Below are 12,145 nucleotides of genomic sequence, written 5' to 3'. Positions count from 1 at the left end.
GGCCGTTTTGGCTTTGCGCCTTACAAAGATGTGCCGCCGCGTTAAAAATGCCCGATTCTCCGCGACAGTTGGGAGGCCATACTTTTCACCATAATCAGCAGCTCATTCATTTTTTCATCCGAAATGCCATACCCGCTCACGCTGATCGCCGCAATGACATCGCCGTCCTTCCCGTGAATCGGAGCCGCGCAGCTGCGGACGGCGGGATTCGCCTCCTCGTTCTCCGTCGCGTAGCCCATCTTCCGAACGCGGCTCAGCTCGGAGAGAAACGCATCCAGAGAATCGATCGTATTGGCAGTCGTCTTCTCGAACGTACACTTCTCCAATACTTTCAACACATGCTCTCTCGGCATCCAGGCAGTCAAACATTTCCCGAGCGCCGTATTATGGATCGGTCTTCTCTGTCCCGCCGCGCCAAACAAATACTTCAAATGATCGGGCTCCACATTCACCAGGTGAAGAACGGAATCTTTGTCGAGAATGGCAAGGTGCGCGGTGAGACTGGTGCGCTCGACCAGCTCGATCAGCGTTTTTTTGCCGGAGTCGACCAGATCGGTCGAATTGGTGTAAACCGAACCAAGCTCGAACGCCTTGGGACCTACCGTATATTTATCCGTCTTTTTGACTTGCTGCAAATAGCCGTGAATTTGCAAGGTCAGCATCAGGCGATGCACGACGCTTTTGTTCAATTTCAATTTGCGGGCAATTTCGCTCACGCCAAGCGGGGAACGGTCGTCAATGAAGCATTGCAAAATATGCAGTGTTTTATCAAGCGATTGAATCACAAAATAAGGGGTGTCTTTCGTTGTTTCGTTCTTTTCTTCCGTTTCCATGCGATGCGTTCACTCCATTTCCACTATAAAACCATCCATAATTCGGAATTATTGTGATTTTCGTTGTTTTAATTATACCATACTACTTTGGCAAAATCAGACACCCCGCCCGGTCCGTTAAAAATCGCATGCGCAAGAAAATTTTCAGTAAATGCCCCCGTTTTTTGGCCGTGGTTCGAAGCGAAGTCCCGCTGCGCCTCAGCCCTTCCGCGCAGCGGCCAGCCAGGAAGCTCTACGAATCATTCCTCTTCTTGCTTGGGCTCTTCGTCGGGTCCATATAATAAAAATTGCGTTCCCTTATGATACCAAAGATCGCCCATCGTATGTCCCGCATCGTCGGTTACGAAAAACTCGATCAACGACTCCTCATGTCCGCGGGAAGCGTTGTGCGCCGCCAGTTCGACATGAAGCTTGCAGCAGCTGAACGTGCTCACACGCAAATCGTGATTGCCGATCGCCATAAATATCGGCTTTCCCGCCAGTTCGTCCATGTAGCGGAGCAAATTTTGCGCCCCGACCGTTTCCGTATCCTTCACGGCCGCAAATTCCCGCAAATATTGCCAATCCGTTACCGGAGCGAAAGCGGCGGCTCTGCCGACCCTCGCATCCGCAGCCAGCAGCCGCAGCGCCAAATAACCGCCGCGGGATGCGCCGCAAACGACGATCTGGTCGTCCTTCACCACCCCTCGGCGAATGCAGTCGTCGATAACCGTGCCGGCATCCTCGATGAAGCGCTCGAAGGGATCGTCCCCCTTCAGCAAGGCGGCGCAAAGCCCTTCGATATGTTCCCCGTACGGCTTGGTCCGCTCCCCGTGACAAGGGGTATCGAAGCTGAGCACACAGTGGCCGTGAAGGAGGAAGGTATCCGCCGTAATCCGATAAGGCTCCGTATACAAGGAACGGATCCACTCCATCCCTACCGAAATCAGCAGCAGCCGTTCCCCGATCGGAGCCAGATGCTCCGGCGTCCGTACGTAATATTTGATTTTTTCGCCGCGACTGATGACCGCATGCTCCGATAATTTCTCTTTTCCCATCGCTTTCACCTCGTCTTATGATAAGCAGCAGCCGTTACCCCTTCAGAGCGCCCAGCGTAATCCCTTTCGTAAAATACTTTTGGAAATATAAAAAAATGATCAGAATCGGCCCCGTGGCAAAAACCGCGCCGGCCATCGCAACGCCGTAATTAATCCCGAACTCGGTGACCTGCTGCGCAATTTTGACGCCGACCGGCAGTGTGTATTGGCTTCGTTTCGTTAAAATGATCAGCTGCCATACGTAGTCATTCCAAGAATTTACGAAAGTGAATATCGCCAGAACGCCAAGTCCCGGTTTGGCCAACGGAACGATGATGCTGGTGAACAGCTGGAATTCGCCGCATCCGTCGATTCGGCCCGCTTCCATCAGCTCGCCCGGCAGCGTCTGAATAAATTGCTTGAGCAGGAAGACGCCGAACGGCCAACCGACCAGCGGCAGAAGCGCCCCCCATAACGTATTGGTCAGGCTCAACTGGTTCATCAATTTGAACAGCGGAATGAACAGGACCGTATGCGGAATCGTCATCGCTGCAACCATGGTACCGAACACGATGCTGGCGCCTTTAAACCGCAGCTTGGCGATCGAATAAGCCGCCAGCAAGCTGACTGTCAGAACCATGACGGTACACACAGTCGAAATAAACAAGCTGTTGCCGAGCCAACGCAGCGTCGGGAAATCAGTCAGCAGGATGCGAAAATTATCGAACGTCGGATGCAGCGGAAACCACTCCGGCGGTATTTGCAACGAAACCTGCAGGTTTTTGAAAGAGCCGATGACCATCCAATAGAACGGCCAAAGAAAGAACAACGAGCACAAGTAAAGAATCGCTCTCTGAACCGTTAGTAAAGCCCGATTAGTATGCATGGCGACCCCTTCGCATTAATATTCGATATCGCTCTTGAACAGCTTGAATTGCAGAAAAGCGATACAGCAAATGATCAGGCACAGGATGATCCCCATCGCATTCGCCATGCCGAAATTCATATTGACGAAGGCTTGCTGGTAAATCAGCATCAAAATCGTCGTCGTTTTGAATGCCGGGCCGCCCGCAGTCATCAATAAAATAATCGCGAATACTTGAAACGATGCAATGGTAGTCGTCACGATGACGTACAGCAAGCTCGGGCGGAGCAAAGGCAGCGTGATGTAAAAAAACTTCTCCATCGGCTTCGCGCCGTCAAGCGATGCGGATTCGTACAGATCTCCCGGGATCCCGTTCAAGGATGCTGTAAAGACGACAATCGGATTGCCGATATTGATCGTAATCAGAATAAGCGACAAGGAGCCGTATACCCAGTTGACGCCAAGCCAGTTGATCATCCCCTCGTGCCCCAGCAGCCGCAGCAAATAGTTCGCGAGCCCGAACTGGTTGTTGAGCATATAGCCCCAAACCAGCGTAATACTGACAATCGAAGTGACGGCCGGAATATAAAAGACGGCTTTAAAAAAAGCTTGCGCTCTCATGGAACGATTGTTGATGAACAACGAAAGCAGCAGCGATATCACGGTTATCGAAGGAACCAGATAAGCGACGAAAACAAGCGTGTTCTTCATCGATTTCCAGAAGAGTTCGTCGGCGAACAGCGAGCGGTAATTATCAAGCCCGGCCCAATAATAATGGCTGAAGTCGAATCCGTAAAAGCTCGTCCGGATCGAATCGAGAATCGGATACAACACGAAGAGACCAAAAAAAACAAGCATCGGCAAAACGAACAGCCACCCGATGGCCTCCTTCTTGAAACCAGTCCAACTGAGCGTCCTCAACCTGGCAGACCCTCCTCGAAAAGATTGGCAAGGCGGGCACGGGCAAACCGAAACCCGCCTTGAGCGCCGTTATTTTTTATATTTCGTTATGATATCGTTGAACTTCTTGGAAATCGTGTCGATCGTCTGTTTCGGCGTCGATTGGTTGATAAACATTTTTTGCATTTCGGGAAACATGGCTGCCCGCATTTCGGGATATCCCTTGATGCCATAACCCGGATCCAGAACCGGCCAGTCCTTCGCTTTGGTCGCCAGCTTGGCGAGAAACTGCATTTCCGGATCGTCCTTGGTCCACTCCGGCGCTTCATTCGAGAAAGGGTTGAACACTTTCATCGCATTTGCATAAGTTTTGCTTTTGGTCTGCGACCAGTATAAGAAATCTTTCGCCCACTTTTCTTTGTTCGCATCGCCGTTTTTGAATACCGTGCCGTATCCGATCTGCATATTCAGCGCCGATTTCCCTTCCGTCGGCGACGGGAAGCTTACGTACATATATTCATGCGGTCCGACTACGCTCCCGTCCTTTAACCCGCTCTTGATAATGTCGGCATGTGTAGGGCCGCCCAGAATCATCCCCGTCTTGCGCTGCTTCCAGAAGTCGACGATATTAACCGCAGAAATGCTTTCCGGGTGCGGGTTGACAAGACCTTCGTCAACCAGCGACTTGATCATGCTTAACGCTTGCTCCGCCTGCGGAGAATCCGCCGCGACATATTTCGAATAATCGTCGTTGAACAAGGTGGCGCCATAAGAAGTGAACAACGAATTGTACAGGCTGTCGCCCTGTTCGTTCAGCGCGAACATGCTGGCGCCGTAGATGCCTTTGTCTTTATTTACTACCGCTTTGAGCGCGGCTTTGAATTGCTCCGGCGTCCAGGTGCGGAACTCGTTGCTCGGCAGCAGCTTCTCCGCGTTCGCGTCTTTCCAAATCGATTTGTCGACGATGAGCGCCAGCGGATTGGAGGAATAAGGCATCGTGACCACTTTGCCGTTCACCGTAACCATTTTCATGATCCCGGGATTGTTATGGATTTTGTCGAGATCCTCCTTCGGAATAATATCGTCGAGTGTGGCCAACGCGCCCATCTGCCCGTAAGCCAGCGTTCGGGAAGGCACGTCGAATAAGAGATCGGGTGCGGATTTGGAAGCGATCGCCGTCGTAATCTTCTCGTTAATGCCGTCGAACGGGATGATTTCCACCTTGATTTTTACGTTCGGATGGATCTCATTCCATTCTTTGGCCAGGTCTTGCTCCACCCATTCCCCCGCTTTTTGGCCCGACAGCGTCCCTGTTTGCGTCGTCCATAACGTCAAGGTCAATTTCGGGTCTTCCTTGGGCGTCGCCGATGCTACGGATGCGGCTGTCGGAGAAGCGCCGGAAGCGGCAGGCGATGCAACGGGATCTTTGGAGGATTTCGAGCTGCAGCCTGCGGAAACGACAAGTATGGCGATCATGACGGCAAGCGTCAGGAACGAAAACCGTTTCTTTGGATAGCTCATTAAGAATGACATGGTAAACCGCCTCTTTCCGTATGAGTTAGGGGTTGCATCATATCCGTTTCGAGTTTCTTTAATCAGCCACTTTCACATCGTCATAGTAGTAAGTGCCGACGGCACTGTCTGCCCACCAATCTCCCATCGCAATCTCGCTTACGGCGGTTACCCCCGTCGGAGATGCCACCAGCACGCCGTCAATATACATATCCACCTTCGTGCCGGAAGTGTAATCCCATTTGAACTGGTGCCAGCCGGTAACGCGAGGTACGCTTGTCGCCGTTTCCGTTCCATCGATTCTGACAGCGTAATGCGTGCTCGATGCCGCCGTAATGACGCCGAGCCCTCGCCAGAAGCTGCCGTCCCATCCGCTGTCATCGGCCCGGGCCACGCTGTCCTGCGTCGTTTGGCCGGCATTATCGTAGAACTGCAACGTAACGATCTTGTTCAAGCTTGCCCCGAGCGGATGCGAGACGACATCCATATCCTCATTCGTCACGTAACTGTTCAGTCCGCTATAAGCGTGCGCGGTGCTTGCGGAAGCCGTTCCTTTTCTGGCGATCCATGGACTTGGCGAGCCTTCGAAGCCGTCATAAAACGCCATCTCGTTGGCAACGGATACATAATCGAACGCCGCTTCCGGGATGGTGTACAAGGCTATTCTCCCGGTGGAGAGCGCGGCGTCCGTCGCAGTCAGCTTCAAAGCGCCATTGAGATAGACTTTGAGACTCGAGCCGTGCATGGACAGCTTGATGTTGTACCAGGAGCTCGTACTGAAAGGGTAAGAAGCCGATGCCAGCAGCGTGACGGTTCCGCCGATAATCTTGTAGAGCGCAACCTGCGACGTATCGATTCGTGCCATGTAGTACGTATTGGTACTCTGATACCTGCCGAAAACCCCTGCACTGTTGCCGGTGGGTTTCACTCTTGCCGACACCTCATAGTCAGTCCACGAACTTGATCCGGCCGTCACGAAAAAATATTGCGACAACCCCGTCCCGCTCTGCTGCAGCACATGGCTGTAACCGTTCTCTACCGTCCAGGGCCCGTTGCCGTTCGGATTGGACCAATTGGACGGCGGATACGCCCCTGTCGAATAAGCTTCAAAGTCGTCCAAGAATAAGGAAGAATCCGGCTTCACGGATACACGATGCAATTCCCCGCTTACGGAATTTGCGGGGTCATACGCTCCTCCGCCCCATTCCATATCGGTATAGTAGATTTCTTCCCCGGTGGGCGCCCAATCAAAATTTCTTACCGCACCGGTGATATTCGTCAGCTGCCTCACATTCGAACCGTCCGCATTCATCACAAACAGCTGCCAGTAATTGGCTCCGACCTTCCTGATAAAACCGATTCGGGTACCGTCCGGACTGTATTTTCCTTTGGCCGCCCATGTTTCTCCGTTCGTCAGCTGCGTTTTGCCGCTGCCGTCCATATTCATGGTGTAAAGCTGCGGAACGCTGCCCACATACTGCGAATATAAAATTTTCGTTCCGTCGGGCGATAAGCTGAGTTCTTCGCTGGCGCCGTGCGTATCCAAGCTCGATAAAAAATACTCGTAGGCGAACAGGTTGTTGTTCGTCAAATTGGTTAAACCGGTTCCGTCCTTATTGACGATATAGATATTGCCGTAAATATCGGAGGAGCCGTATTTCTGGGTGAACACGATCTTCTGATCGTCTTTCGTAAACTGAGGCACGTACGTATCCGTTAAAGCGGGGGCTAGCGTAGTAATCGTTTGCGTGGCCACATTCTCCAATTGAATTTTGTAGCCCAGCGAATTGTTCGAAAATACGATTTCCGTGCCGTCCGAGTTGGCGGACGCCATATAGGTGTACTGACCCGACGTGCTCACAACGACCGGGCTCGTGCCGTCGGCATTGGCCATGACTACTTTCGCATACGTGCCATTGTGCGAGGAATAAATCAACTTGCTTCCATCGACGGACAAGGAAAGGCCGTAGCAGGAATTTCCGCTGTTCACGCTATAGCCGGCCGTCAAATTCGTATCCCCGCTGCCATCGGGATGCATGCGATATACCGCTGAAACCCCCGACTTGTCCGACTGATAATAGATCCAGTTGCCATCCGGACTTGCTTTCGGATTCTGGCTGAATCCGCTTCCGAAATGGGTAATCTGTCCTCCGCTTTGCCAATCGGCATAACTCGTGTTGCTTACTGTGAGAAGAAATAGGGCACAAATCAAACTAGTCTGAAGGAACCGACCGAAAGCACGTTTTCCCCTGATCCCCAACTGCCTTCCCCTCCCTTTTCATGGCTGGTAATTCGGATCTATGTAAAATGCAGCCGCCTGACTTTCCAGACATCTGCATATGAAAACAAAGGCAGCTTTCGCTTTCGAACATCTTTCGAACACATTGTATCTCATTGTGTTACGATATGTCTATATAAATTCTGTTATACCGTTATAAGAACCGTTGTGTGCTATTTCATAGCAAAAAAGCACACTCGCATGCTCGAAACATCGAACACGCAAGGTGCTTTTCAGGGGCATAGCTGCCATACGATAAAACAGGCTGCGTTCTCGGAAATAGCCTATAAAAAATGGCCTATTGGCCGCGATTCGCGCGGTTCGCCGGAAATAGCCAGCGAAAACGCTGGTTATTTCCGCCAAGTCGCGGCAAAATGGCCCGTTTCTACGAAATAGCCAGTGAAATCACTGGCTATTTCGGTGACCAGGCCGATTTTTTGCAGAATAGCCAATAAAACATGGCTTATTATGGCGGAACAGATCCAATGCGTCGTATATTTACGACTTGTAGGTCAGCGCCTGGCGGCCTAGCTGCTCCCATGCCGCTATGAAGGCCGACTTGTCCGCTTGCTGGTCTTGCTGCCCCGTCAGCGGGTTGTTGACATACACGTAGCGCTCGTCGTAGCCCGTCAGCAGCACCGTATGGATGCGGAACGTAGCCGCCACTTCCTCCCCGGACGACGTCCGCCATGCCACCCATTCGTCCGTCGGCGCCAGCGTTTCCGTCGTCCAGACGATGACGGGTTTCCCTTGCGCAATCGTTTGTTCCAGCACGGCAAAATCAGCCGCGCCGGTCAAATCCAGACTGCCGGGCTTGTACACGGCGTCCAGCACCCGGGCCAGCGGCTGGTGGTACACCGCGTAGCCGAAGTCGTCGCCGCGAATGTCGCCGACGAAGCCGGCCGCCGGGTCGCCCCAGGACACGATCGCCCCGTCCGCATCGCGGACAAGCGGCGACTCGTCCTTCGGCAGCAGCCGCTCCAGTTCGAGCTTGGTTGCCGCAAGCCCGAGATAGGCGGTCAGCATCGCCAGGCTCGTCACTTCGCAGCCGTTGTAGAACTCCGGCAGCTGGGACAAGATCGGCGCGCTCAATCGCCGAGCGTTCGCAGTCGCGGCCGGAGTCGCAGCGGATGGAGCCAGCGTGGCGACGGGCGAAGGCGATGCGGCGAGCACGGCCGCAGTTGGAGGCGGCGCGCTTGGAGCCAGTGCGGCGACGGGCGAAGGCGTAGCGAGCGCGGCCGTAGAGGGAGCCGGCGCGCTTGGAGCCGGTGCGGCCGGCTGCTGCGCCGCCCTCGCGCGACCGCTCGCCGCTCCGGCCGGCGGCCATAGCCGCGCAGCCGCCATCGTCCCGGCGACGACGGCAATAACAAGCATTCCGCTTGCAGCGGCAATTCTGCCGTTTCGCTTCACCTCATGCCGCCTCCCCGCTTGGGCGTTCCTGCCCTTTCGCTTCCGCCACCGCACCGCCGGCTAGCCGCGATAAAACGCGCGCAACGGCTCCTGCAGCGCCGCATAACCGCGCTCGTACAGATCAAGATAGGCCGCATGGCGCTGCGCATCCGGCAGCACGAGCCTCGCCTCGCGCTGCGCCACCGCCGCCGCGGCTTCCTCCGCCGACGCGTACACGCCGCTGCCGACGCCCGCGGCCATCGCGGCGCCCAGCAGAGTCGCTTCGGCGATCGGCGGCAGCTCCAGCGTCACGGCGGAAACGTCCGCCTTGATCTGCAGCCACTTCGCGACACGCGTGCCGCCGCCGACGACCAGCAGCCGGTCGATCGGCTGCCCGGCAATCCGCTGCGCGCCGCGGCGGATCGCTTCCAGCTGATACGCGGCTCCTTCGAGCACGGCCTGGATCAGCTCCGTTTTGCCGTGATCCTTGGTCAGCCCGATGAACGCTCCGCGCGCCGACGCATCCGGCAGCGGCGCCCCGCTGCCGGCCAAATACGGATAATACAAAATACCCGTCGGCCCCGGCTTCGCCTCCTCCAGCAAAGCAAGCAGTTCGACATAGGATAACGCTTCGTCGGCCAGCAAGCCGCGCAGCCACTCCACCGAGCCGCCGGACATCGAGTTGCCGCCCATCCAGAAATGGCGGTTCGGCGCGATATGGCAGCCGAACGACAGTCCGGTGGCGAACTCCTCCCGGCCAAGCTCCCGCTCCGGCAGCGTGCCGACCAGCGTCTCCGCCGTGCCCATCGAATCGTATACGAGGCCGGGCACGATCGAGCCAACGGACAGCGCAGCCGCAACATGGTCGTGGCCGGCGATGCCGACCGGCGTTTCCGCCGGCAAACCGAGCGACGCCGCCAGCGTTCCGCCGACGCGGCCTACGGTCGCCCCGCCCGGCACGGCAACCGGGAAGATCGACTCGCGGAAGCCGAATTGGCGAATCCACGGCGCATCCCATTCCTTGCGATCGATCCGGAACGCATACGTCCGGGCCGCCAGCGAGTAGTCGAACGCCATCTCGCCCGTCAGCCGGTAGGCGATATATCCGGACGCCGACAGCCACACCGGATCGCCTTCCAATGCCTCGGCCTGGTGCTCTTGAATCCAGAGCAGCTTGGCCAGCCCCAGCTTGAAGCTGCCGTGCAGACCCGATGCGCGGAAGCGCTCGAACGGATCGCTTTCCGCCGCGATCCGCTGCGCTTGCGGCTTCGAGCAGGTGTCGAACCACGGCATGAACAGCGACTGCGGTTTGCCGCTGGCCCGATCGACCAGCAGCCCGCTTTCGGCCATGCTGGCGATGCCGATCGCCGCAATGCGTTCGGCGGGATCGACTTTCGCCGTCGCTTCGCGGATGGCGTCCGCGATGGTGCGCCACATTTGCTCCGGATCGTAATAGGAGACGCCGTTCTCGTTCTTGTGCGTCACCGTCGGCCGGCTGGCGATCGCCCTCGCCTGGCCGTTCTCCGTAAACAGTCCCGCCTTGCTGTTCGTCGTGCCTATATCAATGCCTAGCAGCAGCATAGTAGAATCCCCTTTTTCCCCGTTGGTGTATGGCCGTCCTAATGACGCCTCATTGCTCACCTTATTGTAACGATTTCGCCGAATAAGAACAATTCCCTTTGTATACGAAATAAACAAAGACGCGCCGCACCCGCTCCCCTCCCAACAAGCAAAACAACCTCAAGGCCGCCTTCCGGCCCGGAGGTTGTTTTGGTACCCAATGCCCGCCAAATCAATGCATCGCCGCGCCGGTATCCGACGTGCGGTCGAGCTTCTCGCGGCTCATCGCCAGCGAAATGACGAGCGCCAGCACCGCCGGGATAATCGTCCACGCGAACGTGTACACGATGGAATCCGACAAGCTGTTCGTAATAGACCCAAGCGCTTCCGGCGGAATTTGCGAACGGCTTTCCGGCGACAGCAACGCGTGCGGATCGCTTGTGTCGACGCCGGACGGAAGCGACTGGCCCGCAAAGGCGTCCGCCAGCTTCCTCGTCAGCGAGTGGCTCTGGATGATGCCAAACACGGTGATGCCGATCGTCATCCCGAGCGACCGCAGGAAGTTGAGCGTCGAGCTGGCCGAGCCGCGCTGCCGCATCTCGACGCCGTGGATGGCGGCGTTGCTGAGCACGGAGAACGAAGCGCCGATCCCGAGGCCGACGACGATCATATAGACGGTGACGAGGAACCGGCTCGAATCCGGCGTCAGCGTCGTCAGCAGCGCCACGCCGCCGAGCAGCACGATCGAGGCCGGGATCATGAGCGCGCGGTAGCTCAGCTTGCCCATGAGGAAACCGCCGGTCGACGCCGTAACGACAGAACCAAGCATCATCGGCAGCAGGACGAGGCCGGAGTTGGTCGCCGAACCGCCCAGCACCCCCTGGACGAAAATCGGGATATAGACCGATGCGGTAATAAACGCCGCGCCGCCAAAAATCGCCAGCCCGTTGCTCGTCGCATACAGCCGTTTGCGGAACATCGGGAACGAAATAATCGGCTCCGCCACCCGCCGCTCCACGACGATGAAGAAAATCGCCAGCACGGCAAACCCGGCGAACAAGCCGAGAATAACGCCGGAATCCCAGGCGAACTCCTTGCCGCCGAGCTCCAGCGCAAACATCAGGCAAACGATCCCGCCGACCAGCGAAACCGCGCCGGCCCAGTCGATTTTCTCCTTGGTATGCACTGGCGACTCGTGATAGAAGAACGCGATAAACACAAACGCCAGCAGACCAAGCGGAAGATTAATATAGAAGACCCAATGCCAATTGATATAGTCGGTAATATACGCGCCCAGCAGCGGGCCAAAAATGCTCGACATCCCGAACACCGCGCCGAACAAGCCGCCCAGCTTGCCCCGCTGATCCGCCGGTACGGTGTCGAACATGATCGTGAACGCGATCGGCACCAAGGCGCCGCCGCCGATCCCCTGAATCGCGCGGTAAATGCTCAACTGGACAATGTCCTGCGCCGTACCGCACAAGATCGAACCGATCATAAACACGATCAAGCCGAAAATGAAAAACCGTTTCCTACCGTACATATCCGACAGCTTGCCAAAAATCGGCATGCCCGCCATTTCCGCCACCATGTAGGCCGACGTCACCCAGACGAATTTGTCCAAACCGCCGAGCTCGCCGACGATCGTCCCCATCGCCGTGGCCACGATGGTGTTGTCCATGGAGGCCATCAAAATGCCGAGCAGCAATCCGGCCAAAATCATGCCCAGACTGTTCTTTTTCCCTGCCATTCGTTTTCACTCCTTCAAATTTCCGATGCCGGCGCCGCGCTT

At 56.1% G+C, this 12,145-nt stretch carries 9 protein-coding genes; all 9 read right to left on the bottom strand.

Translation table 11 applies throughout. From position 1 onward, the window contains the following. Positions 1-41: 41 nt before the first annotated feature. The gene (locus EXY20_RS34530; protein WP_135556992.1) at positions 42-833 is read right to left on the bottom strand and encodes an IclR family transcriptional regulator; all 792 of its coding nucleotides are present in this window, start codon (positions 831-833) and stop codon (positions 42-44) included. Between the two features lie 239 nt (positions 834-1,072). Beyond that, on the bottom strand, positions 1,073-1,870 hold the full coding sequence (locus EXY20_RS34525; protein ID WP_135556991.1) for an alpha/beta hydrolase family protein: 798 nt from the start codon (positions 1,868-1,870) through the stop codon (positions 1,073-1,075). Positions 1,871-1,904: 34 nt separating this feature from the next. Further along, the gene (locus tag EXY20_RS34520; protein ID WP_135556990.1) at positions 1,905-2,735 is read right to left on the bottom strand and encodes a carbohydrate ABC transporter permease; all 831 of its coding nucleotides are present in this window, start codon (positions 2,733-2,735) and stop codon (positions 1,905-1,907) included. A 15-nt stretch (positions 2,736-2,750) separates the two neighbouring features. Further along, on the bottom strand, positions 2,751-3,635 hold the full coding sequence (locus tag EXY20_RS34515; protein WP_135556989.1) for a carbohydrate ABC transporter permease: 885 nt from the start codon (positions 3,633-3,635) through the stop codon (positions 2,751-2,753). A gap of 69 nt (positions 3,636-3,704) precedes the next feature. Beyond that, positions 3,705-5,147, bottom strand: coding sequence for an extracellular solute-binding protein (locus EXY20_RS34510; protein ID WP_135556988.1), 1,443 nt, complete (start codon positions 5,145-5,147; stop codon positions 3,705-3,707). Between the two features lie 58 nt (positions 5,148-5,205). Next, positions 5,206-7,164, bottom strand: coding sequence for a family 16 glycoside hydrolase (locus EXY20_RS34505; protein ID WP_235886338.1), 1,959 nt, complete (start codon positions 7,162-7,164; stop codon positions 5,206-5,208). A 738-nt stretch (positions 7,165-7,902) separates the two neighbouring features. Further along, positions 7,903-8,814 carry a C39 family peptidase gene (locus EXY20_RS34500; RefSeq protein ID WP_135556986.1) on the bottom strand — a complete coding sequence of 304 codons (912 nt, stop codon included), beginning with the start codon at positions 8,812-8,814 and terminating at the stop codon, positions 7,903-7,905. A gap of 60 nt (positions 8,815-8,874) precedes the next feature. Then, positions 8,875-10,374: an FGGY-family carbohydrate kinase gene (locus EXY20_RS34495; protein ID WP_135556985.1), complete on the bottom strand. Its 1,500-nt coding sequence runs from the start codon at positions 10,372-10,374 to the stop codon at positions 8,875-8,877. Between the two features lie 211 nt (positions 10,375-10,585). Beyond that, positions 10,586-12,103: an MDR family MFS transporter gene (locus tag EXY20_RS34490; protein WP_135556984.1), complete on the bottom strand. Its 1,518-nt coding sequence runs from the start codon at positions 12,101-12,103 to the stop codon at positions 10,586-10,588. Between the last annotated feature and the right edge of the window lie 42 nt (positions 12,104-12,145).

Origin of the sequence: Paenibacillus cymbidii, assembly GCF_004764705.1 — a bacterium.
Lineage (GTDB): Bacteria > Bacillota > Bacilli > Paenibacillales > NBRC-103111 > Paenibacillus_AN > Paenibacillus_AN cymbidii.
The sequence above is the reverse complement of the archived record's forward strand: the minus strand, read 5'-3'. Positions and strand labels throughout refer to the sequence as shown.

Excerpts from the sequence above, each read along its gene's own strand:
- EXY20_RS34495 (WP_135556985.1), bottom strand. The coding sequence starts at position 10,374 with ATGCTGCTGCTAGGCATTGATATAGGCACGACGAACAGCAAGGCGGGA.
- EXY20_RS34510 (WP_135556988.1), bottom strand. The coding sequence starts at position 5,147 with ATGTCATTCTTAATGAGCTATCCAAAGAAACGGTTTTCGTTCCTGACG.
- EXY20_RS34490 (WP_135556984.1), bottom strand. The coding sequence starts at position 12,103 with ATGGCAGGGAAAAAGAACAGTCTGGGCATGATTTTGGCCGGATTGCTG.
- EXY20_RS34520 (WP_135556990.1), bottom strand. The coding sequence starts at position 2,735 with ATGCATACTAATCGGGCTTTACTAACGGTTCAGAGAGCGATTCTTTAC.
- EXY20_RS34525 (WP_135556991.1), bottom strand. The coding sequence starts at position 1,870 with ATGGGAAAAGAGAAATTATCGGAGCATGCGGTCATCAGTCGCGGCGAA.
- EXY20_RS34530 (WP_135556992.1), bottom strand. The coding sequence starts at position 833 with ATGGAAACGGAAGAAAAGAACGAAACAACGAAAGACACCCCTTATTTT.
- EXY20_RS34505 (WP_235886338.1), bottom strand. The coding sequence starts at position 7,164 with ATGCATCCCGATGGCAGCGGGGATACGAATTTGACGGCCGGCTATAGC.